This window comes from Paenibacillus sp. FSL K6-2859, assembly GCF_038008265.1.
GTDB lineage: Bacteria > Bacillota > Bacilli > Paenibacillales > Paenibacillaceae > Paenibacillus_AQ > Paenibacillus_AQ nitricinens.
Window position 1 is genome coordinate 5567462 of the sequence record NZ_JBBOYU010000001.1, and the last position, 24867, is coordinate 5592328.

The window sequence follows — 24867 nt, forward strand, 5'->3', positions numbered from 1 at the left end:
GAATTTGGAGGGCAATAATGAAGAAAAATGATTCTTCGGAACAAAATATAGATGAACAGTGGATAGAAGAACTGCTGGCCTTACGTGAAGACGAAAAGCTGACATCGAAACAGATTTCCATCCTGCATGCGGCGATTGAGGTATTTTCCGAAAAAGGATACGCTGCTGCTGCGACTAGTGAAATTGCTCAAAAGGCAGGCGTGGCCGAGGGAACGATTTTCCGATATTACAAAACCAAAAAAGATTTGCTGCTGTCCATCATAGGCCCCACCATGAGTCGGATGCTCGCTCCCTTTGTATTGCGTAATTTTAACGGGGTACTCGATGTTCCCTATAACAGTTTCGAGGAATTTCTACGGGCGTTTATTATCAACCGTCTGGAGTTTATCCGCAGGAATTTTAAAATTCTAAAGATTCTGATACAGGAAATCCCTTTCCAACCGGTGCTCAGAGAACAGTTCGCAGAAAATATTCTAAGTAAGGTGCTGGAGCGCGTCATCGAAATCGTTGAACACTTCAAAGCAAAAGGTGAAGTCATCGAATTACCTACACCCGCTATTCTACGCTTTACTATTTCATCCGTTGTAGGATATGTGCTTAATCGCCTGCTGCTGCAGCCGGAGAAGGACTGGAACGACGAGGAAGAAATTAACCTGACGATCCGTTTTATTATGCACGGGATTAGTGGAGTAGCAGCCCCTATTTGATGCGCACGCCCGTTCTGTTATCATAAAGACTATATAATAATCGGACTTTTCGAAGAACAAGTTACGAGGAAGGAATTATGTTATGGGCTTTAGTGTGACAGAACGGGTAATTAAGCTGCTGTGCGGCAAGTCTGTTTTTGAAAAAGGATTGGCTTATTACCAATCTGGAAGCGTAGATATAATAGATATTGAAGAACGTAATGAATCCATCCCAGATCTGCCACGATCTCGTTATGAAGCGCTTGTTCAAGGGGGCATTGGCTACGAAGTCACTGTTGTTATCGATATCGATGGTGATGTCACGGCAGAGTGTACTTGTCCTGCTTACTCGCATGGAGGGCCTTTCTGCAAACATATCGCAGCCGTACTGATCAGCATCGATGCCCTTGAAGCTGCTGGAGAACGGCCAGATCATACTGGAACTTCTAGACCATCTTCTATTGAGGATACTGGAGTCTTAACCCCACGTATTTCTACGGATTCTACGCGAGACATGGGAGGAAGGTCCAGAGACCAGCATCTTGTGAGCAGCCTGCTAGGTATGTTCAGCAACCATAAGCCACGTCCGAGCGGTACTGGGGCTTTTGTAGATAATAGAATTCCATTAAATGTCGAATTCATCTGCAAGCCATTCACTTACAGCTATAGCACTACCATGCTGGGAATAGAAATGAAAATCGGCTCAAAACGACCCTATGTCGTTCATAGAATAAGAGGTTTTCTGGAACGTGTACACCGTGGAGAAACCTTGGAATTCTCGAAGCATTTCGTCTATGATCCTGCCATTCACAGCTTTCGGAAGGAAGATAACATCGTTCTTCAGAAGCTGATTGAAATTGTCTTAAATGAAAAAATGTATCGCGATAACGTCACTAACTATTCTCCATATGGTGGCAACCTGGGGGGAGATCGCCTGCTGGCTATCCCTCCTTTTTTCTGGGAGACGCTTCAGCCCGCTCTTTCAGAAGTTTCGTCGGTATATCTGCAACAAGAAGAGGTGTTGTACGAAGGTATTCATATGTCTAATGAAGCACCACCCCTTAGCTTTGCATTCAAACAAGCTGAAGGCGAAGGATACCATCTGGATATTCAAGGACTTGAGCAGATCTCAGTTCTGGAAGACTACAGACTCGTGCTGTCTGAAGGTAAGCTGTTGAAGCTATCTGCTCAGGAATGCATGCGTCTATCTGAGATGAAAAAAATGTTGGAATCCTCTCGTCGAGACGGCATCGATATTGCCCCCGAACAAATGGAGCCCTTTATGGACAAGGTTATCCCTGGTCTGAAAAAACTGGGAAATGTACATATCGCCGACTCTATCGCTGATCGGATTGTGCAACATAAGCTTATCGCGAGGCTCTATCTGGACCGTGTGAGAGATCGGCTGCTCGCCGGGCTAGAGTTTCAGTATGGTGATATTATCATCAATCCTTTGGATGAAAAAGCCCATGTTCGCGGTACGGACTTGATTCTTATACGCGACGGTGAAGGAGAGGCCCGAATTTTAGAGATGATGGAGCATGAATCCTTCGCCAAAACCGAAGGCGGGTATATTATGACGGATGAGGAAGGTGAGTACGATTTTTTGTATCACACGATTCCGTTGCTTGAGCCACTACTCACGGTCTATGCGACCACCGCTGTCAAAGAAAGATTGTTCACGGGAACCACGCCACCCAAGGTAAGCATTAGTTGGAATGAGAAAACCGATTGGCTTGATTTTAAATTCGACATGGGTGGTATTCCCGAATCTGAGATTGTGATGGTCTTAAAATCACTTCAGGATAAACGTAAATACTACCGATTGCCTGAAGGGGCACTGCTACCGCTGGAGAGCGAGGAGCTCCAAGAAATCATCACCTTTATGAACGAGATGGGCATTCGAGAAGGTGAGATTAAAGGTGCGCAATTCTCTTTACCCGTCGTTCGCGGGTTACATCTAACCTCTTCCGATTCTCAAAGTGACTCCGTCAAACTGAGCAGATCCTTTAAACGTTTACTTGCGAATATGCACAATCCTGAGAATCTTGATTTCCCTATACCAGAGAGTCTAGCTCCTGTGCTCCGGGATTATCAGCAGTATGGATTCCAGTGGCTGAAGACGCTTGCCCACTATCGTTTTGGCGGTATTTTAGCGGATGATATGGGTCTTGGCAAAACGCTGCAGAGTATCGCTTTTCTGCTCTCCGAGCTTCCGGATATTCGTCAGAGTGGTCTGCCCGCTCTTATTGTCGCTCCTGCCTCTCTCACCTACAACTGGCATAATGAGCTTAAAAAGTTCACGCCTGAGATCAAGGCTGTTATTGCAGATGGAAGCTTAACGGAACGCGGTCGAATTTTAAAAAATGCAGCGAAGGCAGATGTAATCATTACCTCTTACCCACTGCTTCGAAGAGATGTTCAGTTGTATGCTAAGAAATCTTTTCATACCCTGATTCTCGATGAAGCGCAAACCATAAAGAACCATACTACTCAGACCGCCCAAGCTGTAATGGCTCTTCAGGCCCGGCATCGTTTTGCACTTACTGGAACTCCTGTTGAGAATGCGTTAGAAGATCTTTGGTCTATCTTTGGCACTGTGTTTCCTGGGCTCTTTCCAGGTAAGAAGGCTTTTCACGATTTGCCGAGGGAAACTATCGCGAAACGGGCACGTCCCTTTTTGCTGCGGCGCTTAAAGAGTGACGTATTAAAAGAATTGCCTGAGAAAATCGAATCACTCCAAGCCTGTGAGCTGTTCCCTGAGCAGAAGAAGTTATATGTCGCTTATCTCGCACGTTTGAAAAAAGAGGCGCTTAAGCATTTGACCCAGGATAGTTTCGGTAATAATAATCGCATTAAAATCCTTGCTGGTCTCACTCGTCTGCGCCAGCTATGTTGTCACCCAGCTCTATTTGTGGATGGGTATGAAGGAAGCTCTGCCAAGTTCGAGCAGCTGTTTGAAATCATAGAGGAATGCCGCAGTTCGGGTAAACGAATGCTAGTATTCTCCCAGTTCACAGAAATGCTCGGTTTGATTGGACGTGAACTCGGATATCAGGGGGTTCCATATTTTTACCTAGATGGCCAAACGCCTGTGTCTCAGCGAGTAGATTTATGTAATCAATTTAATGAAGGAGAGCGAGATATTTTCCTGATCTCCTTAAAAGCTGGTGGAACCGGACTCAACTTAACAGGGGCAGACACTGTAATCCTATACGATCTATGGTGGAATCCTGCCGTAGAGCAGCAAGCAGCCGATCGGGCACATCGAATCGGGCAGAAAAAAGTAGTGCAAGTGATCCGGCTCGTCACCCAAGGTACTGTGGAAGACAAAATGTATGAGCTACAACAGAAGAAAAAGAACTTGATCGATGAGGTAATTCAGCCAGGTCAGGAAGGGTTATCTACCCTTACAGAACAAGACATTCGTGAAATTCTGATGATCTAAATAAAGGGATATCCTGTAGCCATACGGCTTTTGGGATATCCCAATTTCAGATTCATCGGATTAAGCGATTGTAACTCCTCCGCTAGCATAGCCAGCAATGGTTGTCGCAACGTCAAGCCCGGCCGTTACCGTTGAAGTGAAGACCAGGAGCAATCGTTCTCCTACCGTAACTGGAATACTTAAGCCTGTGGTAGTACCACTGCTAATCGTGCCAAGTGAAAGTACACCTGTAAATGCAGGACTTAATGTGACTAAGGCTCCAGGTACTGCTGTGAAGGTATTGTTAGGCGTAGAAGAACTATATAATTGAGCAGTGATTGTTACTGTGGACCCCAATAAAGATAGTGCAGCTGTTGTACTGAAATAGGCTGCCATAGACGTAATCGTTCCGGCACGAGGAACTGAGAAGGCAAAGTTCAATAAGGTCCCGGCTGCTCCTGTAAGATCAATAGTGCCCCCTGTAATAGCAATGTTTGTTGCGTTGCTGCCGAAGCCGACTGCGCTTGAAGTATTCAGAAGACCTCCCAAAACTGTGGTCATAGCTACTGGCAGACCAGAAGCATACGGAATAATTGCACCTGAACCTGTGGCGCCCGTTGCTCCAGTGGCTCCCGCTGTTCCTGTTGCTCCGGTGGCTCCCGCTGTTCCTGTTGCTCCAGTGGCTCCTGCTATTCCTGTTGCTCCGGTCGCTCCCGCTGGTCCTGTTGCTCCGGTCGCTCCCGCTGGTCCTGTCGCTCCCGCTGTTCCTGTCGCTCCGGTGGCTCCCGCTGTTCCTGTTGCTCCGGTCGCTCCCGCTGGTCCTGTCGCTCCGGTCGCTCCCGCACTTCCTGTTGCTCCGGTGGCTCCCGCTGTTCCTGTCGCTCCGGTCGCTCCCGCTGTTCCTGTTGCTCCAGTGGCTCCCGCTGTTCCTGTTGCTCCGGTCGCTCCCGCTGTTCCTGTTGCTCCGGTGGCTCCCGCTGTTCCTGTCGCTCCGGTCGCTCCCGCTGTTCCTGTTGCTCCAGTGGCTCCCGCTGTTCCTGTTGCTCCGGTCGCTCCCGCTGGTCCTGTTGCTCCAGTGGCTCCCGCACTTCCTGTTGCTCCAGTGGCTCCCGCACTTCCTGTCGCTCCAGTGGCTCCCGCTGTTCCTGTTGCTCCGGTCGCTCCCGCTGGTCCTGTTGCTCCAGTGGCTCCCGCACTTCCTGTTGCTCCAGTGGCTCCCGCACTTCCTGTCGCTCCAGTGGCTCCCGCACTTCCTGTCGCTCCGGTGACTCCCGCTGCTCCTGTTGCTCCGGTGGCTCCGGCTGTTCCTGTCGCTCCGGTGGCTCCTGCTGTTCCAGTTGCTCCGGTGGCTCCTGTATCTCCGGTTGCACCAGTGGCTCCTCTAATCCCTATATTTTCACCATACAATTCAGAGTAGACAAGCCGATGAGCAGTCACTAATTGGCCAGTGCTACTTTTTCCCCAAACTGAGACTTGAATTGGATCATCTACTAGAGTTGGTGTTGTGAATATAAATTCGAATGAATCAAAATTTGCATAATAGTCATTCGTTTGTACTTCATTAGGTCCCACCGTATGAAGTTCACTAACATATAGTGTTCTTGTACCGTTCATATAATAGCCTTCGATTTGAACTATCGACGCAGTGACATCGCTCTGGTTGACCAGTTTAATAGTAACAAGCTGAGTAGGTCTTTCACCGCTTACCAGATTGTTTTCTATAGGTCCAGTAGATAAATGACTCAAGTTCTCAACTCCTCTTCAATTCAAATAGATTTATAAATACTCTTAAAATCTGTAGATCAAAAACCCCTACAACAAGATAGTCCACTATAAATCCCAAAAATTGTAACGTTACTATAATCATTCCTCCCATCTACTCCAAATTTGTTAACGATGAGCCTATTATATATTTTCAGTCCATAATTTCTGGCTCTTTATAGTAATATTCTTATCTTGAAATATTGCGTGGACATCCATTAAAAGCCACTGCTATACATATTAAGTACTGTCAGAGCAAACTAGTAAATCTATGAGAATTCAATCTACTACAAATCTTAAAAGCACTTTTCTCCGTCTAGCCCACAACATATTGTGTTATCAAAACAGAGGATAACCCATGAGCTATACTTACAGCTACAGGTTATCCCCCTCTTTGAACATTGAAACTTAGAGAACAATTTTTAAGTCAATTCATGAACAGACCAAACTATACCTGCTGTGTTGGCGCCGCCCAAATTCAAAGGAACTGTCAAACCATTAGACACATAGAACAAGCCAATAACATCACCTGCTGTTAGAGCAAACTCACCAGCCAGCGTTACAGTCCCACTCCCCAAAATAGCTCTCAAATCTAGAATAAGCGCAACATTGACATCTAACACAGGAAATAATCCACTTACCAGATTTGTTGCGGTAGGAGATGTTCTCTGAACTATAAATGCTGGATTAATTCCACTACCAAGACTTATTGAGATAGAAGCGGTTGTGGAATAATTAATAGTTGCTTCAATAGAATATCTGCCTGTCGTCGGAACTGTGTAATTTCCCGTAACTGGGCTAAAGGATGGATCAGAATAGAACGGAGAAGTCACAGTCCAGCCCGTAAGTTGGGAAGAACTAGATACTGACAAAGTTGGCAGGAATGCAGAGAATCCTTCAGCTTGAATATTCGGCCCCGTTGCTCCAGTTACACCAGTTGTTCCGGTTGCTCCTGTCACTCCAGCAGCTCCCGTTGCTCCGGTCACTCCTGCGACTCCTGTTGCTCCTGTCACTCCTACGGCTCCCGTTGCTCCGGTCACTCCTGCGGTTCCGGTTGCTCCTGTTACTCCTGCGATTCCGGTTGCTCCGGTCACTCCATCTGCCCCGGTCGCTCCTGTTACTCCAGTTGCTCCTGTTGCTCCAGCGGCTCCCGTTGCTCCGGTCACTCCAGCGGCTCCCGTTGCTCCCGTTACACCAGCCGCTCCCGTTGCTCCCGTTACACCAGCCGCTCCCGTTGCTCCCGTTGCTCCGGTCACTCCAGCGGCTCCGGTCGCTCCTGTCACTCCGTCGGCTCCGGTCGCACCAGTCACTCCAGCGACTCCCGTTGCTCCTGTCACTCCTGCGGTTCCGGTTGCTCCCGTTGCTCCTTCAGCTCCCGTTGCACCAGTCACTCCAGCGACTCCCGTTGCTCCTGTCACTCCGTCGGCTCCGGTCGCACCAGTCGCTCCATCGGCTCCCGTTGCTCCTGTCACTCCGTCGGCTCCGGTCGCACCAGTCACTCCATCAGCCCCGGTCGCTCCTGTTACTCCAGCGGCTCCGGTCGCACCAGTCACTCCAGCGACTCCGGTTGCTCCTGTCACTCCTGCGATTCCGGTTGCTCCTGTTGCTCCATCGGCTCCCGTTGCTCCGGTTACTCCAGCGGCTCCGGTCGCACCAGTCGCTCCAGCGGTTCCGGTCGCTCCTGTCACTCCGTCGGCTCCGGTCGCACCAGTCACTCCATCAGACCCGGTCGCTCCTGTTACTCCAGCGGCTCCCGTTGCTCCAGTTGCTCCAGTTGCACCATCGGATCCGGTCGCCCCAGTCGCTCCATCGGATCCAGTTGCTCCGGTCACTCCAGCGACTCCCGTTGCTCCTGTCACTCCATCGACTCCCGTTGCTCCTGTCACTCCTGCGGTTCCGGTTGCTCCCGTTGCTCCTGTTACTCCAGCGGCTCCGGTCGCACCAGTCACTCCAGCGGCTCCCGTTGCTCCGGTCACTCCAGCGGCTCCGGTTGCACCCGTTGCTCCTGTCGCTCCTTCAGCTCCCGTTGCACCAGTCACTCCGTCGGCTCCCGTTGCTCCGGTCACTCCAGCGACTCCCGTTGCTCCTGCCACTCCGTCGGCTCCGGTCGCACCAGTCACTCCATCAGACCCGGTCGCTCCTGTTACTCCAGCGGCTCCGGTCGCACCAGTCGCTCCAGCGACTCCCGTTGCTCCAGTCACTCCGTTGGCTCCTGTCGCTCCTGTCACTCCATCTGCCCCGGTCGCTCCTGTTACTCCAGCGGCTCCGGTCGCACCAGTCGCTCCAGCGGTTCCGGTCGCTCCTGTCACTCCATCGGCTCCGGTCGCTCCTGTCACTCCATCGGCTCCGGTCGCACCAGTCGCTCCATCGGCTCCCGTTGCACCAGTTGCTCCGTCGGCTCCCGTTGCACCAGTTGCTCCGTCGGCTCCCGTTGCACCAGTTGCTCCGTCGGCTCCCGTTGCTCCTGTCACTCCGTCGGCTCCGGTCGCACCAGTCACTCCATCTGCCCCGGTCGCTCCTGTTACTCCATCGGCTCCGGTCGCACCAGTCGCTCCATCGGCTCCCGTTGCACCAGTTGCTCCGTCGGCTCCCGTTGCTCCAGTCACTCCGTCGGCTCCGGTCGCACCAGTCGCTCCATCGGCTCCGGTCGCACCAGTCGCTCCATCGGCTCCCGTTGCTCCAGTCACTCCGTCGGCTCCCGTTGCTCCTGTCGCTCCATCGGCTCCCGTTGCACCAGTCACTCCATCGGCTCCCGTTGCTCCGGCAGCTCCGGTTGCACCAGCTACTCCATCAGCCCCCGTCGCACCAGTAGCTCCGTCTGCTCCCGTCGCTCCAGTCACTCCTGTATCACCTGTAGCCCCAGTTGCCCCTACGGTTGCTCCGAGTAATTCTGAATGAACAAGTCGGTGAGCAGTAACGATTTGCCCTGAGCTATTTTTCCCCCATACTGAAACTTGAATAGGATCATCTACCAGGCTTAAAGTCGTAAATATAAATTCAAATGCATCAAAATCAGCATAATAATCATTGGTTATGACTTGCTCAGGCATTACGTTAATAAGCTGACTAACATACAAAGTTCTTGTCCCATCCATATAATATCCTTGGACGAGAACCGTAGAAGAAGTAACATCGCTTCGGTTATCGATTTTGATCGTAACATGTTGAGTAGGTCGTATCCCACCCACCATGGTATTATCTATCGGCCCGGTAGATAAATAGCTCAATTCTCAACACTCCTTTAGATTATTTCTGCGTGCTTCTCCCATGCTACTACACGATGAGGATCTACCAATTGCCCCGAAGTCTGTTTTCCCCAGACCGAGATCCCTACCTGTGCTTCAACTTCTTCTAATGTTGCAAACACAAATTCAAATGCATCTAAATCTGCAAAATAGTTCCTAGTTAGAACTTGGTTAGGTGTGAGATTTACCATTTCATTCACATACATCGTTCTTGATCCATTTAGAAAAAAGCCTTGAATGACGAGATTATAAGGATTAAGAGAATCCCGATTAACCACTTTTACTGTTACGATTTGTGTTTGTCTGATCCCCAGAATTGGACTATTATCTATAGGTCCGGTTGAAAATAATTCCATCTTTATTCACTCCTCTCTTTCACTCAATTTGAAAAAATACAAACTATAAAACTAGTAATATGATCCATAATTAATAGCTCTATATAGTAATATTCTGTATTTAAAGTTAATGCGTGGACATTTATGCAAAGGAATTTTCACTCAATAATGAGAGCCCCTTCTGTTTTGTGAGTTTGTAATTACTTATCGGACAATCTAAAACTCAAGCGTTTCCAGATTGATACCGAGTTTCGCCCTATTGCTTTTTTCAAAATATTCGTTATACTGATTAAAATTATTCAAGCATCGATGAGCGGGAGAGTAGTTAAGGTGTTCTAGTCCTCAGCGAGCCGGGTAAGTGTAAGCCGGTACAGATCACTTAATGAAGCGCACCCGTGAGATGGACTTCTGAACCCAAGTAGGAAGTCCCGGCTGAAGACCGTTATCCTGTAAGGTGGCTAAACGTCTGTTTAGCAACGAGAGTGGTACCGCGAGCGCTAAAGCCCTCGTCTCTTTTGAGACGAGGGCTTTTTTGTATTTTCAAAGGAGGGTATAAAATGTTAAGTCAAACCATCAAAAACAGCATTGAACAAAGTGTAAAAAAAGTATTCCACACCTTAGAAATTCCTTACCCAAACGATGTTCCTATTCTGATCGAGCAGCCCGCTAATCTAGAGCATGGTGATTATTCCTGCAATATTGCTATGCAGCTAGCCAAAATCCTGCGCAAATCACCTCTCGTCATAGCAGAGTTAGTAAAAGCAGAGCTTAAATTACAAGAGAGCTACACAGGCTTTTTACAAAAGGTCGAAGTAGCTGCTCCTGGATTTATTAATTTGTACATGGATTGGCGGATATGGGCTAAACATTCCTTTGAACTGCCCAACAGCACAGGGGAAAAGGTCATCATCGAGCACACCTCAATCAATCCAAACAAAGCTGCTCATGTTGGTCACCTGAGAAATGCGTGCATCGGCGATGCGCTGGTCAGACTAATGAAAAGAACCGGACATAACGTAGAGGTCCATAACTACGTCGATGATCTGGGCAACCAGTTAGCGGATACAGTCGTTGGTTTATTGAATGTACCGTTGGAAGGAGATCATCAGCGTTTTGGTGATTATTGCTGGGATCTTTATGCCAAAGTGAATAAAGAATATGCACAGAATCCAGAGATGACACATAAGCGCACAGAAATGCTGCATGCCCTGGAACAGGGTAACGGCAATGAGGCGTGGCTGGGTAACCTTGTCGCTGAACGTATGGTGAGAGAACATGTAGAGGAAATGAAGCGTTTCGGTATTCACTATGACCTGCTGGTATGGGAAAGTAATATTTTAAAAGAGGGATTCTGGGCAGCCGCATCTGAGCAATTGAAGCAAACCACGGTTTTTGTACAGGAGACTGAAGGTAAGCTGGCAGGCTGCTGGGTGTTAAAGCAAGGGACAGCGATTAGCAATGGAGCGGATTCGGAGGATCATCATATGGATAAGGTACTTGTACGTTCGAATGGTATTCTGACTTACACTGCCAAAGACATTGCCTATCACCTCTGGAAATTTGGTCTATTAACCAAGGATTTCACCTACAGTGAATTCTCGTCCGGCTTATGGACTACAGGATTAACTGGAACCCAGGAGCCCTATGGACAGGCGGATCGTGTTATTAACGTGATCGATTATAGACAGGAATATCCGCAGCAAATGGTTAAGCAGGCTTTGGGCGCATTAGGTTATAACGATCAAGCCGCGAAACTCCATCATGTGAGTTATGGTGTGGTGTCCCTTAGTCCGGCTTCCGCAGCCGAGCTGGGAATAAATATTTCGGAAGGAAAATCTTCTTATGCCATGTCAGGGCGCCAAGGAATTGGTGTTAAGGTGATCGATTTAGTGAAGCTTATGGAACAGAATATCGAACATTCACGCTCCGATAAAGAGGGGCTTCCCAGCCATATCATTGCAGCTGCTGCCATTCGCTATTATCTGCTGCGGTTTAATCTGGGAACAGAAATTGTGTTTGACTTCAAACAGGCTACCGAAATATCCGGCAACACAGGAGTTTATCTGATGTACACCTATGCCCGTGCTAGTAGTGTTTTGGGCAAATCCACCCTCCCAATCCACACAGATGCCTCACAGATTCAATTCCCACTCGAAATGGAAAAAGCAGAGCTTGCTCTGCTGAGACAGCTTAGCCTCTGGGAGGAGACCTTGTATTCTGCAAGCGTAGAACTGACGCCGAATATACTCTGCACTTACGCACATACTTTAGCCACTCTCTTCAATAATTTTTATTCTACTTGTCCGATTTTAAAAGGGGAGGCGGCGACCATTGCCTTTCGCCTCTGGCTTACTTCGAGATTTAAGAACACTTTAGGTGATGTGCTAGAAGTACTTGGATTACCAACACCGAGCCGTATGTAGTATTTCAAAAAAAAGGGCAATCTCTACACTTATCGTAGAGATTGCCCTTTAATGATTAGCTTACTTATAAATGTCAATCACATTCCCGGCTTCTACGCAGAGACGATCAAAGTCCTCACGCTTAATCCGAACACCGCCACTGCGGTAGCGATTAAGTGTACCTTCAGCCTGCACTTCTGTACCGTTGATAGTAATCCGACTGTTCTCCCCACCCGTAAGGTGGTAGATAAAGTCTACCTTAGTACCAGCATATTCAAAGCTAAAGCGCATGCCGTCCAGCGACTCCGGCAGGATGGGGTCAACAATTAAATCTCCGCCTTCGGTACGAATCCCTAGTGCATTCGAGATTAACTGATTCATGTAGATCCCAGGACCGCTGGAATAGATTCTCCAGCCGCCTTTGACCGCCACGTCACCATTACGCAGCTTATCGAAATTCTCCTGTGCCTCATAACGAGTGTTAAATTTACCATCCGAGCTACTGAAATAGGAGTTAGCTTGACGTAGTTCAGCGTTTGGCACCACATCGCGAATTCCGATCGGATTGATCGCTGCTAGGCCATTCCAGACCTGATCGGTTTTCCCTAGCTTAGCCATAGCTTCTACATAACGGATGTGCGCATGTACATATTGAAGTCCAATTTCCCGACCAAAGTTAGAAGCTTGCTCTGCACGTTTGAAATGACTGCTTACACCGCCAACATATTGTGCTGGACGGTTCATTAAACGTACACCGTCAGGACAGAATAGTTTATCTTGGATCACTTCATAATGAGCTTCGGCTTGTTCCGGAGTTAATAGCTCACTGATCATACTGCGCGTCATTGGCAGCAGACGATACTGGATTCCTGTTTCCTTATCACTCGGATGTACCAAAAGCTTCACTTGCTCTGGATCTTCCATATACAGGAATCCAGGAATCACCTCAGATTGGAGCATATGTGTATTGAAATCCTCATGGATACCATCCACCATTGCCTTCAGCTCGTCTGCTTCCGCTGGATCAACGGAACGAAGAACTTCCGAGAACTGATTAAGAGTCTGATAGGTAAGCGCCACTGTCCAGCTACTAACCATGTATTGCTTCAACTGTGGATTCGCAGGCTGGAGTGTATCATCCCAATCTCCATCACCGTAAGAAGACAAATGCGTATCATGCAGGAAGTGGTTCTTAATATACGCAACTTCCTTCCGCGCATGATCCAGCAGTGTCGCTTCTTTCTCTGTAAAGTCAAAACTATGCTTACGAGTATACGGCACTGTTTCTTGCAAAATGCTGTAATCTTTAGTTACTGCCAAATAGTCTCCAAGCACTTTGAGCGGCCACACAATAATATCCCCGTGGCTTTCCTCTTGCTGAATCTTCGTATATTTATCAAACATGAACCACTGTGGCCAGTTACCGTCATCTTCATATTGATGAGCATACAGCGTCAGCAATATTTCACGAACCTGTTCGTATTTTTGCGTAGCCATAAAATATTCCACAGGTCCCTGACACACATCACGAGTTCCCCAGGCAGCGCCGCCATATTGCTCCAGCCCGTGAGGGACAGAATAATGGACGAGCATATTATGTGTATACCACCAAGCCAGAGCATTCACTTTAAACAGCTCACCTTCTGACCCATCACCTAGCGTCAAGCGGAAGCCATTCATAACCCCGCTATAGAACTCGCGGTATGTGGAAATTTCCTCTTCAACTGTACGGCTGCTCGAATGAATCTCCTTACCATCCAGAAGGCCTTGAATATTCAAAGTCCACTCACTGCTCGCCGACAACTCCAGAACAGCTAACGGTGCATCTGTGTGTGGAGCATTGGTAACGAATCTGCCTTCATCTTGAAGCGTAAACTCCGCTCCCTGTACCTGGAATTTATACTGCAAGTCAGGATACTCTCCAGCACTTAGTGCGCTTCTGTCCGCCGAGAAGGTCACAGTTCCCTCTTCTTGCTTGCATTGATATGGAAGCTCGTATTCATTAACGTTCATAGTGATTTGATTAGTGACTAAATAGCGATAAGCTTTTCCGCTTTCCGTACGCACATTCAGGAATATTTCCGGAGAATCTGCCGTAGTGTAGTTCGTAATAATAAAGCATTCGCCTTCTGTTCTGTAATACCAACGGGCATAGTTGAAACCAACCTCGAACAGGGATGGCATGGTCAGTAGACGGTATTCGCCATTCCACTGCACATAAATTCGTTGTCCCGAAGCTTTTGGAATATTAAGCGCATTTCTAGGATTGGACATTAGCTTGTTGAAATTGGTATTGCCAATGACTACTTGGGAGTTGAAAATCCCATACATATATGAAGTTGTCGTGATAACCTTATCGTTAAGTCGAGCGTTATCCCCACTCATCAGAATATGACCATGTGGGCGTTCTACGCGTAATTCCTTCTCTTTTAGGACTACATGCTCATAATTTTCAGTGAAGAAAGACAGTAGAACGTCTCCTTCTTTCTCCTCTTGATAACGAACTGGAAACAGACCTTCGATCTCATTCTCTGATAGAGAATCTGCCACCAGCGGAGCACCAAGCTCCTCCGTGAGGAAAGAACGTTCGAGCGGTGCTTCAGCTTCTAAAGGTAAATCTTTTACAGCATCCCAAGCCGCAGCGATATCATTCGTAAATTCTAGGGTAGTGATCGCTTGTGGATGATCTTGTTTGAACAATCCGTAGAATACAAACCTTGCTTCCCCACTCAATTTCACCCGCTCCGATTGCAATGCAGTATAAGCGAATTCATATTGATAGATTTCATTACTTAATTGCTCCCGGCTCAAGCTTTCCGGTTGATTAGTCTCTTTATAAGACAATCCAAAGAATTGAAAACCATCTGTCGAGAAGCTTGCTGACTTAGTGATTGCACCCTGTTGTAGATATGGAAATTTGCCACCTTGCGGTTGATTCTGTCTGGAGCATACTACATATCCCTTTGACTGATCCTCGAATACGGCATGATCAATATACTGTGACAGGTAGGCTTCATTACTGCGAACAGCACCGATATCGGCAATACCTACATCTTGTCCGTACACGAGATCCACATCTGCCTCATGTCCCGAAAGCTTCACATCCCAGAACCATGCGCCTTGAGCCGTAGGAGTAAAAATAACCTGATATTCAATATTTTCCGCAGTACCTTCCCAAACCAAGCGGTTCCCGGCCTTACGTACAGTGCTTGAAGAATGAATGCCCAGCAAAGGAACAGCTTGAATGCTTCCATTACTATGAATACGTAAATATAGATTGGATAAGGAGCCATCCACAATATTAGGCAATAATTGATTGATCATTGTCCGTTCATGAAGAACTTGGAACAAGTCCCCACTGTTTGTAAAAGTGAATGATAAGTCTCCAGCGTTTAAATGGATGTTAGAATTCATATTAGTAGTCATATTTTTGCACTCCTCGATTACGACAGCGTGTGTCGTATATATTCTACTTAAGCTAATGTTAAGCGAAAATCGCGTTCTTTAACCTCTTGGCTATTTGGACCCACAAACAATTTGAATTTGCCCGGATCACTGCTAAAGCTTAAATCGCTATGATAATAACGAAGCTGTTCTTCCGTAAGCGTAAAGCTTACTTCCTTGCTTTCTCCCGGGGAGAGGCTGAACTTGGCAAAGTCCTTCAGTTCCTTCATCGGTCTGACAACTTCTCCTGAAATGTCTCGGATATAGAGCTGTACTACCTCTTCACCTTTTACATTGCCCGTATTAGTCACCGTAACAGTCACCTTAATAGGCTGATCCTTCGTCATGATTTCACCGGAAAGGAGCGGCTCACTGTAGCTGAATGTCGTATAACTTAGACCGAAGCCAAATGGCAGAAACGGCTCATTAGGAATGTCCAGATATTGTGAGACATAACGTTTGTCCGCACCCGGTCCAAGAGGGCGTCCAGTGTTGAAATGATTATAATAGACCGGAATTTGCCCAACAGATACAGGGAAAGACATCGTTAATCTTCCTGACGGATTCTCGTCACCATACAGTAGGCTGGTAATCGCCGCGCCGCCCTCGCTTCCTGGGAACCAGGCTTCCAGAATAGCATCCGCGTTCTCGATCACGCCACTAAGATCCAGTGGGCGTCCGTTAAATAACACCACCACAATAGGCTTGCCCAGCATCTTCATACGCTGCAAAAGCTCACACTGCGCTTCCGGCAAACGGATATCTGAACGACTTCCAGCTTCTCCGCTCATGTCCGAATGTTCTCCAAGTGCCAGCACAATCACATCGGCTTCCAATGCTGCCGATTTCGCCTCCAGCCATTGCTCTTCTGTAAAGCTCTCAATCCCGGAGCCTTCGGCAACGGTAATTCTACCCGCAACAGCACGAGCTTCCATTGCTGGGGCAAGACGGCTAGCTTCTTCTGTTGAACCCAACCAGGACCACGGTCCAAGAATATCTCCGTTATTGGCAAAAGGTCCGATTAGTGCAATGTGTTGCTCAGCCGCAAGCGGTAAAACCTGATCATTCTTAAGGAGTACACAGGATTTAACTGCTAGTTCACGCGCTGCTGTCCGGTGATCTTCACAGAAAATCACTTCACGCTCTTTCTCTACATCTGCCCCGCGTAAAGGATTCTCAAACAAGCCCAATCTTTGCTTCAATTTCAAAATACGAAGTACGGCTTCATCGATGATGCTTTCGTCCACTTGCCCATCAGCTACAAGAGCTGGTAATTGGTGCACATAACACTCCGTCATCATCTCGATATCCACGCTAGCTTTGATAGCTTTAAGTGCTGCTTCAGCTTCATCCTCGGCGACACCATGCGGGATCAGTTCCTTCACCGCGCCCCAATCCGAGATTAACACGCCGTCAAAGCCCCATTCCTCACGCAGCAGCTGACGAAGCAGCTTAACGTTTCCGCTTATCGGAATTCCGTCAATCGTGTTGAACGAAGTCATCACCATTTCTGCGCCCTCATCCAGAGCAGCGCGATAGGCTGGCAGATAATATTCCCTTAGCTGACGTTCTGACAAATCGACCGTATTATAATCCCGTCCGCCTTCGGATAGACCATAGGCTGCAAAGTGCTTAACACAAGCTGCCAGACGACTTTCATCGCCCGTCAAGTCACTTCCCTGAAATCCGCGTACAAACGCACGAGCAAACCTACCATTTAAATAAGGATCTTCGCCGGTAGACTCCATCACTCTACCCCAGCGCGGATCCCGAACAAGGTCCGCCATGGGTGCAAAAGTGACGTGTACACCGGAGACCGCCGCTTCTTTAGCCGCAATCTCGGCGCTCAGCTCTGCTCGTTCCATATCCCAAGAGCAGCCAATCGCTAGTGGCACCGGAAAAATCGTCTTGAAGCCATGCACGATATCCGCCATCATCAGTAATGGAATACCTAATCTATTTTTACGTAAATGAGCTTCCTGGACGGCAATGACTTGCTCTGCGCCCGAAAGTCCAAGTACTGAACCACTATTCTCAATCATGTGATCCGTAATCCCCATGGATGCCATAGGGCCAGTGATTTTCCCTCCTTCTTCTGCCCCTTCATAGAAATTAGCAGCAAGCTGCTGTAATTGTGCGATCTTCTCTTCAAGCGTCATCTGATTCAACAGGGACGTCAGTTGCTGGTCTTTCATCTCAAATCCTCCATAATATCTCTCTAAAATTACTCTTTACTCTTAGTTGTACAAGAAATCAAAAGCCGTCTTCAGATGCTGCTCCCAGAATCTCCATTCATGCGTTCCTGAGGTCTCAACATATCGAAATGTATAGGGGCTCGCCTGCATATAAGAAGCAAATTCCCTGTTCATCTCCACAAATGGATCTTCTGAACCACAGCAGGTCAGCATCGAAGGCAGCTCACGTTCCTCGTCGATTAATTTAGCCGCTAAAGCATACAGATCTTGATCCGGCTTGATTTGTAAGCGTTTTCCGAAAGTGCCTGCCATCTCCCTCGCCATATCCGAAGACATTTGCGGGTCTCTCAATCTTTTCTGAATATCTGTAACGCCTGATAAAGAAACGACTTTGCTATAACGCTCAGGATAGGTAAGCGCACATTTTAATGCCCCATATCCACCCATCGATAGTCCGGCAACATACGTCTTCTGCGGATCATCATCCAGTCTCAACATTCGGCCACAAAGCTCAGGCAGCTCTTGCGTAACATAGTGGAAGTAATCAAGTCCGAACTCCATATCTGTATAATAACTTCTTCCTACCTGAGGCATTATGACTGTACAGCCATACTTGTTAGCATACTGCTCAATAGTGGTCATCCTGTACCATGTGCTAGCATTATCGCCAGCACCGTGTAACAGATAAAGCGTCCCACCGGAGGTGTTGCCCGAATCAACGGGGGAGATTATGCTAATGGACGTTGTCATTCTTAAGGTAGGAGAACCAGTCTCAACGGTTAGAAGTGCCATATGTCATCTCCTTACGGAACCTTTTTTATAGAATATAAGAAAGTATATGCTTACGCTATAAATTATCCTTCTATTTCTCGCTCAAACGCTTACCGTCCTTACAAGGACGCCGAAGGTATTTATGCTTGTTTATTAATCTTCTTGCAAGATCCCCGCTTAACCAAAACAGACTCGAATACCACATGCTTGTTCTCCGATTGTCCCGAAATCAGGTCAAACAGAATTTCAACACTGGCTTTCGCCATATCCACCCCAGGCTGGCTAATCGTATCCAACGATGGGTGATAGTATTCTGCCATCTCTATACCGTCAAATCCGATGATCGAAATATCATTTGGAATTGATAGACCCAAGGACAATAAAGCTTTGGCAGCTCCGATAGCAATGGTATCTGATGCGGCAAAGACAGCAGTGATATCTTTCTTCTTATTGAGCAGTCTTTTCGTAGCTGTAAAGCCAGAACTTGGACTGTATTCACAATCCTCTACCAAGGCAGCATCATACTCAATCCCATGATCCTCAAGCGCCTTGATATAACCCATAAGACGACGGTTTCCGGTAGTATGCTGAACCAAAGGAAATCTGGCCAAAAAACAAATGTTCCGGTGTCCGAGTGAAATTAGATAGCTCACAGCTTTATAGGACTCTTGCATATCATCAATGATCACACTTGAGAATACGGCAGGATCAACATCCTTCGTAGTCGTGATGGTAGTCAAAACGAATGGGATCGGCAATTGTTTGAATTTTTCTTCAGAATGGTCATATGTACCACCCATAAAGATTACCCCGTATAAATTCTTTTCCTTCACAAGCTGAAGAGCAGCATTGATCTCATCCACTCCATCTTCAACATGCTGGATCAGAAGCGGACAGCCGCGCAGATTTACTTGACGCTCTACTTCTTTGATCATGTCTGCAAAAAACGGGTTTGCAATTCCCTTAACCATAAGCGCTATCGTATTGGAACGCGTTTTCTTCAGATTGCTCGCATTTCCATTTGGAATGTAATTATGTTCTCTTACAACAGCCATTACTTTAGCTCTGGTTGCATCACTTACAACACCGGAGTTATTAATTACCCTGGAGACCGTGGCGATACCAACGCCTGATAGTCTTGCAATATCCTTGATATTCATAATTCCCCCTGTTTCACCCCTATAATGAGCTCCCCTGCACCTGATGAAATCAGCTTGGTGGAAACGCATGAAATGATGGGAAACGTTTCCCATGACATCATTTTGACTGTTTTCGTATCTAAATCGCTTATTACGTTCATTATGGACAGATATTTTTTAGAAGTCAACCTATGATTTTCGAATAAAAATGAATCACATCTCGAATTCATTTTAAATTCTAAGTAGTTTAGTGTTAAACAGTAGTCTTCCTGCTTACATTGACTTTAAAATAAGAATAGAATACCATCAATTTAGCTATTAAATATCCGGTCATAGGAAACGTTTCCACTCTATTTTCAATCATTTTGATCGACAATCTACCTCATCAAGCTTGGAATCATAGAGAAAGAGGGCTGCATTTTATGTTAAACATGACTCGCTTTGAAGCTCAAATCCGCGAACGTGGATTAAATGTATTCAATGTACGTGTGCTTCAAAACGGATCTCTAGTGGGGAAAGTGGATCTCGCAGAGGATATCCGGCGCTTGCAGCATTCGGTCAGCAAATCTTTTACATGCATGGCGGTGGGTCTAGCCATCGAAGAAGGAAAGCTATCACTAAATACAACACTTAAAGATGTGTTTCCGGAATATGCATTCACTCATAAAGAGGCCTGTTCTTCCATGCAACCTGGGGAGTTGACCTTGTTCGATTTACTACGTATGAGTACAGGGCATGATTCCCCACCGTTTTGGGTTGAAGAAAGATTGGCCTTGAAGGATGTAAATTGGATACAACATTATCTATCGCTGCCTTTAGACAGACCTCCTGGGGAACAGTTTACCTACAGTAGCGGGGATACCATTATGATCTCTGCCATGGTTCAGGCCCGTGTCGGACAAACCGTAAAGGATTACCTCGTTCCCCGTCTCTTTGCCCCACTAGGCATAGAAAATATTGATTGGGAAACGACTCCTCAAGGGATCACCCTCGGTTGTGCCGGACTTCAGATCAATACCGAAGAACTAAGCCAAATTGGACAGCTTCTTTTGCAAAAAGGAATGTGGAAGGGACAGCAGCTTATTCCAGCAGCTTGGATTGATTTTGTTACACAAAAGCAGATCGAAAATAACGGAGCTGGTGATTGGGGCCAAGGGTACGGCTGTCAATTCTGGTTGTGTACGCACGATGCTTATCGTGCCGATGGCGCTCACGGTCAATTCTGCATGGTTGCCCCGGATGCTCAAGTGGTAATCGCTATTAACAGTATGGAAGATAATATGCAAGCTATTCTAGACACTGTCTGGGAGGAGATCTGGCCGCTTCTATAGCGGTGGCCATATGCAAGACAGCTTTTTCACGGGAAGGCTCAAGGTGCCGAAAAAGTAGTGAAGGCTACTTTCTCGGCACCTTCTTTTCGTATAATTAGGCCAACCCCAATTATAGGGTTGGCCTTTTTTGAGAGTAATTAGGGAAAAGCTCCCTCTATTTAGCCGATAATTGCTTGAAATGAATGAAAAGAGGGAAATCCTCCCTAAAAATCGGGAGAATATCTATATTCGCCAACGAATTAGTTAAATTACAGGGAGGATTTCCCTAATTATTAGTCTATTGAGTAGAAAGCTCTGAATTATAGGGAGATTTTCCCTAATTATCTATCAGAGCTTCAGTTTGCTTACTTTGGCGAGGATGCTCTGCACGCAAAAACATCCTTCCCGAAGGAAGGCTGTTACTTGCCCCGAGCGGGATGCAGCCCTTCCGGGCTGACTGCGAAGCTGATCCTATCGATGCCTTTGCTCCGACGAACCACTTGGGCTTCTCTTTCCCTGCTCGCAAAAACAGCCTTCCCGAAGGAAGGCTGTTACTTGACGTCCCGGAAGGGATTCGAACCCCTGACCGTGCGCTTAGAAGGCGCATGCTCTATCCAGCTGAGCTACCGGGACATATAAGAATTAATGATATGTATTGACGCAACGATATTTATTATACCTTATTCAGCAGAATTTTCAAGATCAAACATTTTGGAAAATAAGTAATTCTCATCCTATTTTAATAATAACAAGGGCATCCTAGCTATTTTCATAGCTTACGGATACCCTCGTTTTTACTCCATATTACTCCAGATTCCGAAAATGCTGCTCCAGCTGCTTTTTTAAATCTCCGTATGTCATTAATTCTCTCTGAAACTTGGAACGTTCATCTTCTGGCGTCATAATCATACTGCCTGTAAACGCGCTCGAAGTCACATCTTTAAAAGCATCATGCATATTGTTATCAAACCAATCAGTAGAAGTATCAGCGTCATTAGTGAGGATTCGGACAATCTCATAGCCTTCTTCGCGCTGATCTTCTACGATATACACCAAAAGTGCAGGATCACTAACAGCACCTGGCAATACACCTACTTCTGCACAAGGCGCACCGTCATACTCCATCATTCTGCGAATTTTGGCATCTTTAATATAATACACCTGTCATCCTTCCCTCCTGGCAAATTCCTCTCTTCCCTAGTGTTCGGATAAGGACATACATTTTATGCCTTCCTTCGGCATATATCTGTATTACTTGGCAAAAAAGTAAGGACAACAATCGCACAAAAAGAGAGGATGAACCATCATGTGCGGAATAACCGGATTTATCCAGTGGCGCGGAGATCTCACGCAGCACTCGCAGTTGCTGGTCAAAATGACTGAAACTTTAGCAGACCGCGGACCGGATGCAGCTGGAACTTGGATTTCAGGCCCCTGTGCATTCGGTCACCGCAGACTTAGCGTTATCGATCCAGAGAACGGCGCGCAGCCTATGATCACCCGCCATGAGGAACAAGTATACGCGATTGTGTACAACGGCGAATTATATAATGCACCCGAGCTCAAACAAGAACTTAAGCAGCGGGGTCATCAATTCCGTACCCAATGTGACACTGAGGTTCTGCTTCATGCCTATATCGAATGGGGACCGGATTGTGTAGAGAAGCTCAATGGGATCTTTGCCTTTGCAGTGTGGGACGGTCTTCGGGATCAGGTCTTTTTTGCACGTGACCGTTTAGGCGTGAAGCCCCTGTTCTATAGTAAAGTGGATGATGTCTTAGTTTTTGGCTCAGAGCCTAAGGCGCTGCTGCAGCACCCCAAGGTACAGCCAGTCGTAGGTCCAGAAGGACTTGCGGAAATCTTTATTATCGGTCCAGCCCGTACACCAGGACACGGTGTTTATAAGGATATGCAGGAACTTCGTCCTGGGCATGCCATGATCTATAGCCGTGAAGGTCTGCGTAGTTATGCTTATTGGAAGCTGGAAAGCGTAAAACACACTGATAATGAAGCAGAAACAGCTACTAAGGTGCGTGAACTGCTGCAGGATACGCTCGAACGCCAACTGGTCTCAGATGTTCCTGTCTGCTCCCTCTTGTCAGGAGGGCTGGACTCCAGTGCGTTAACAGCACTTGCAGTGGACTACTACAACCGAAACGGTCAAGGACGAGTGGATACGTATTCCGTCGATTATGTCGATAACGACAAGCACTTCAAGAGCCATACTTTTCAGCCCGGAGCAGATGGTCCATGGATTAAGCGAATGGTCGATGAATTAAATACGAACCATCGCTATATCTCGTTTGATACACCAGAGCTTGTAGAAGCACTTGATAATGCACTGTACACACGCGATTTACCTGGGATGACCGATGTGGACTCTTCTTTGTATTTATTTTGCCGTGAGATTAAAAAGAATGCTACTGTAGCCATTTCCGGCGAAGCTGCCGATGAGATTTTTGGCGGTTATCCTTGGTTCCATCGGGAGGAAATGCTCTCCTCAGGCACTTTCCCTTGGTCTGTTGCTCCTAAAATGCGTGCCAGTCTATTATCCCCTGAAGTTAATGAATGGATTCGGCCGCTGGAATATTTGGGTGACAGATACAGTGATGCAGTAGCCGAAGTCCCAACATTGGATGGGGAGACAGGTAAACAAGCACAAATGCGCGTAATGTCCTATTTAAACATCACCCGCTTCATGCCTACTTTGCTCGACCGTAAGGACCGAATGAGTATGGGCGCCGGACTAGAGGTACGTGTTCCTTATTGTGATCATCGCCTCGTTCAATATGTCTTTAATATTCCTTGGGAAATCAAGAACCTAAACGGTCGTGAAAAAGGGATTTTACGCAAAGCGCTTGAGGGAATTCTTCCAGATGATGTGCTATATCGTAAAAAAAGTCCTTATCCGAAAACACACAATCCAGCCTATTTAAACGCAGTACGAACACAAGTATTGAATATTCTAGATGACTCTACTTCACCTATACTCCCATTAATTGATGCTGCCAAAATCCGTGAGATCGCCGCTTCCCCAGAATCCTCTACCAATCTGCCTTGGTTCGGCCAGCTCATGTCCGGTCCTCAGCTTTTTGCTTACCTCGCCCAAGTAGATCTCTGGCTGCGTAAATATAACGTCTCCATCCAATAAGCGACAAGCCAAACAGCAAGTCCCCGTATCGGCGGCTTGCTGTTTGGCTTGTATTCGTAATTTTTTAGAAATTAAAATTGTCCGGATCGGGACCGAAACGATGGTTTCTGTTCAAATCTTCGATGGCTTTAACATCCTCATCACTTAACGTGAAGTCAAAGAATCCTGCATTTTCCTTGATTCGATCCGCATGTACTGACTTCGGAATCGTAATGACGCCTTGCTGCAAATCCCAACGAAGTACAATTTGAGCAGGGGTCTTATCATACTTTCCAGCCAGTTCTTTAAGAAGGGGAAGATCCAGGTTCCCTTGCATTAGCGGACTCCAAGCTTCAAGCTGGATCCCTTGCTCATTGGCATACTTCAGCAGCTCGCGCTGAGTCAACAGCGGATGAAATTCCACCTGATTCACCACTGGAACCACGCCAGTGTCCTCGATGATATCCTTCAGATGATGAATCTGAAAATTGCTCACGCCAATAGATTTGATGAGGCCCTCTTTTTGCAGATGAATCAGAGCTTTCCAAGTCTCCCGATACTTTCCTGCCACCGGCCAATGTATGAGATACAAGTCTATATAGTCCAGCCCCAGCTTGCGCCGGCTAACTTCGAACGCTTTCAGAGTTGATTCATAGCCTTGATCAGGGTTGCGCACTTTCGTCGTAATAAACAGTTCATCACGGGCCACTCCACATTCACGAATAGCCTGACCTACACCTTCTTCGTTATTGTAACCAGCAGCCGTATCAATACTGCGATATCCAAGCTCCACTGCGGTCTTGACCGCGTGAATAACCTCTTCCCCATCTTTAGTCTGATACACGCCAAGGCCCAGCCACGGCATAGTCACTCCATCATTTAAAGTCGGACCTCCCGAGAACGGTGCATTCAATTCACTCATTGCTTAACCCTCCAAGCTTATTGTTATTTCATTAATCTTACTTAACCTAAATTCACGCTTCAGAAGCAAGCGCTATCACAAAAGTATAGCAGAATGCTTC

At 46.9% G+C, this 24867-nt stretch carries 14 protein-coding genes, 1 tRNA gene and 1 other annotated feature; of the genes, 5 read left to right on the forward strand and 10 right to left on the reverse strand.

Annotated features, from left to right (window positions below; genetic code table 11):
* Window positions 1-17 precede the first annotated feature (17 nt).
* Both MHB64_RS24885 and MHB64_RS24890 read left to right on the forward strand, forming a co-directional pair.
* Window positions 18-707 (forward strand): TetR/AcrR family transcriptional regulator, encoded by a 690-nt coding sequence (locus tag MHB64_RS24885; RefSeq protein WP_280788271.1) that lies wholly within the window; start codon window positions 18-20, stop codon window positions 705-707.
* Window positions 708-789: 82 nt separating this feature from the next.
* Window positions 790-4134: a DEAD/DEAH box helicase gene (locus MHB64_RS24890; RefSeq protein WP_341135581.1), complete on the forward strand. Its 3345-nt coding sequence runs from the start codon at window positions 790-792 to the stop codon at window positions 4132-4134.
* A 60-nt stretch (window positions 4135-4194) separates the two neighbouring features.
* Here MHB64_RS24890 and MHB64_RS24895 read toward each other — a convergent pair whose 3' ends face one another.
* The 3 genes from MHB64_RS24895 to MHB64_RS24905 form a co-directional block, all read right to left on the reverse strand.
* Window positions 4195-5859 carry an exosporium glycoprotein BclB-related protein gene (locus MHB64_RS24895; protein ID WP_341135582.1) on the reverse strand — a complete coding sequence of 555 codons (1665 nt, stop codon included), beginning with the start codon at window positions 5857-5859 and terminating at the stop codon, window positions 4195-4197.
* Window positions 5860-6296: 437 nt separating this feature from the next.
* Window positions 6297-9101 (reverse strand): beta strand repeat-containing protein, encoded by a 2805-nt coding sequence (locus MHB64_RS24900; RefSeq protein WP_341135583.1) that lies wholly within the window; start codon window positions 9099-9101, stop codon window positions 6297-6299.
* 14 nt (window positions 9102-9115) lie between these two features.
* Window positions 9116-9475 carry a hypothetical protein gene (locus MHB64_RS24905; RefSeq protein ID WP_341135584.1) on the reverse strand — a complete coding sequence of 120 codons (360 nt, stop codon included), beginning with the start codon at window positions 9473-9475 and terminating at the stop codon, window positions 9116-9118.
* 279 nt (window positions 9476-9754) lie between these two features.
* Window positions 9755-9971 (forward strand) — a binding site (T-box leader).
* Window positions 9972-10011: 40 nt separating this feature from the next.
* Here MHB64_RS24905 and MHB64_RS24910 point away from each other — a divergent pair.
* Window positions 10012-11877 (forward strand): arginine--tRNA ligase, encoded by a 1866-nt coding sequence (locus MHB64_RS24910; RefSeq protein WP_341135585.1) that lies wholly within the window; start codon window positions 10012-10014, stop codon window positions 11875-11877.
* A gap of 60 nt (window positions 11878-11937) precedes the next feature.
* Here MHB64_RS24910 and MHB64_RS24915 read toward each other — a convergent pair whose 3' ends face one another.
* From MHB64_RS24915 to MHB64_RS24930, 4 genes are all read right to left on the reverse strand, one after another.
* On the reverse strand, window positions 11938-15282 hold the full coding sequence (locus MHB64_RS24915; protein ID WP_341135586.1) for a GH36-type glycosyl hydrolase domain-containing protein: 3345 nt from the start codon (window positions 15280-15282) through the stop codon (window positions 11938-11940).
* A 47-nt stretch (window positions 15283-15329) separates the two neighbouring features.
* Entirely contained in the window at window positions 15330-17495 is a 2166-nt protein-coding gene (gene bglX, locus MHB64_RS24920; RefSeq protein WP_341135587.1) for a beta-glucosidase BglX, read from the reverse strand.
* A 42-nt stretch (window positions 17496-17537) separates the two neighbouring features.
* Window positions 17538-18287: an alpha/beta hydrolase gene (locus tag MHB64_RS24925; RefSeq protein WP_341135588.1), complete on the reverse strand. Its 750-nt coding sequence runs from the start codon at window positions 18285-18287 to the stop codon at window positions 17538-17540.
* A 119-nt stretch (window positions 18288-18406) separates the two neighbouring features.
* On the reverse strand, window positions 18407-19426 hold the full coding sequence (locus MHB64_RS24930; protein WP_094874611.1) for a LacI family DNA-binding transcriptional regulator: 1020 nt from the start codon (window positions 19424-19426) through the stop codon (window positions 18407-18409).
* A 401-nt stretch (window positions 19427-19827) separates the two neighbouring features.
* On the opposite strand from MHB64_RS24930, the gene MHB64_RS24935 reads away from it, so the two are divergent.
* A complete protein-coding gene (locus MHB64_RS24935; protein WP_341135589.1) occupies window positions 19828-20736 on the forward strand; it encodes a serine hydrolase domain-containing protein in 909 nt (302 codons plus the stop codon).
* A gap of 538 nt (window positions 20737-21274) precedes the next feature.
* Here the strand turns inward: MHB64_RS24935 and MHB64_RS24940 are convergent.
* Window positions 21275-21348: transfer RNA gene (locus MHB64_RS24940), tRNA-Arg, on the reverse strand.
* Between the two features lie 171 nt (window positions 21349-21519).
* Window positions 21520-21876, reverse strand: a complete 357-nt coding sequence (locus tag MHB64_RS24945; protein WP_076286059.1) for a hypothetical protein — start codon at window positions 21874-21876, stop codon at window positions 21520-21522.
* Window positions 21877-22021: 145 nt separating this feature from the next.
* Here MHB64_RS24945 and asnB point away from each other — a divergent pair, with 145 nt between their 5' ends.
* Window positions 22022-23866: an asparagine synthase (glutamine-hydrolyzing) gene (asnB, locus tag MHB64_RS24950; protein ID WP_094874317.1), complete on the forward strand. Its 1845-nt coding sequence runs from the start codon at window positions 22022-22024 to the stop codon at window positions 23864-23866.
* Window positions 23867-23930: 64 nt separating this feature from the next.
* Here the strand turns inward: asnB and MHB64_RS24955 are convergent, their stop codons facing one another.
* Window positions 23931-24767, reverse strand: a complete 837-nt coding sequence (locus MHB64_RS24955) for an aldo/keto reductase (protein ID WP_094874318.1) — start codon at window positions 24765-24767, stop codon at window positions 23931-23933.
* Window positions 24768-24867: the final 100 nt, after the last annotated feature.

Bases quoted from the DNA above. Each gene is read 5' to 3' on its own strand.
- MHB64_RS24885 (WP_280788271.1), top strand. From the start codon at position 18: ATGAAGAAAAATGATTCTTCGGAACAAAATATAGATGAACAGTGGATA.
- MHB64_RS24890 (WP_341135581.1), top strand. From the start codon at position 790: ATGGGCTTTAGTGTGACAGAACGGGTAATTAAGCTGCTGTGCGGCAAG.
- MHB64_RS24905 (WP_341135584.1), bottom strand. From the start codon at position 9,475: ATGGAATTATTTTCAACCGGACCTATAGATAATAGTCCAATTCTGGGG.
- MHB64_RS24910 (WP_341135585.1), top strand. From the start codon at position 10,012: ATGTTAAGTCAAACCATCAAAAACAGCATTGAACAAAGTGTAAAAAAA.
- MHB64_RS24915 (WP_341135586.1), bottom strand. From the start codon at position 15,282: ATGACTACTAATATGAATTCTAACATCCATTTAAACGCTGGAGACTTA.
- bglX (WP_341135587.1), bottom strand. From the start codon at position 17,495: ATGAAAGACCAGCAACTGACGTCCCTGTTGAATCAGATGACGCTTGAA.
- MHB64_RS24925 (WP_341135588.1), bottom strand. From the start codon at position 18,287: ATGGCACTTCTAACCGTTGAGACTGGTTCTCCTACCTTAAGAATGACA.
- MHB64_RS24930 (WP_094874611.1), bottom strand. From the start codon at position 19,426: ATGAATATCAAGGATATTGCAAGACTATCAGGCGTTGGTATCGCCACG.
- MHB64_RS24935 (WP_341135589.1), top strand. From the start codon at position 19,828: ATGTTAAACATGACTCGCTTTGAAGCTCAAATCCGCGAACGTGGATTA.
- asnB (WP_094874317.1), top strand. From the start codon at position 22,022: ATGTGCGGAATAACCGGATTTATCCAGTGGCGCGGAGATCTCACGCAG.
- MHB64_RS24955 (WP_094874318.1), bottom strand. From the start codon at position 24,767: ATGAGTGAATTGAATGCACCGTTCTCGGGAGGTCCGACTTTAAATGAT.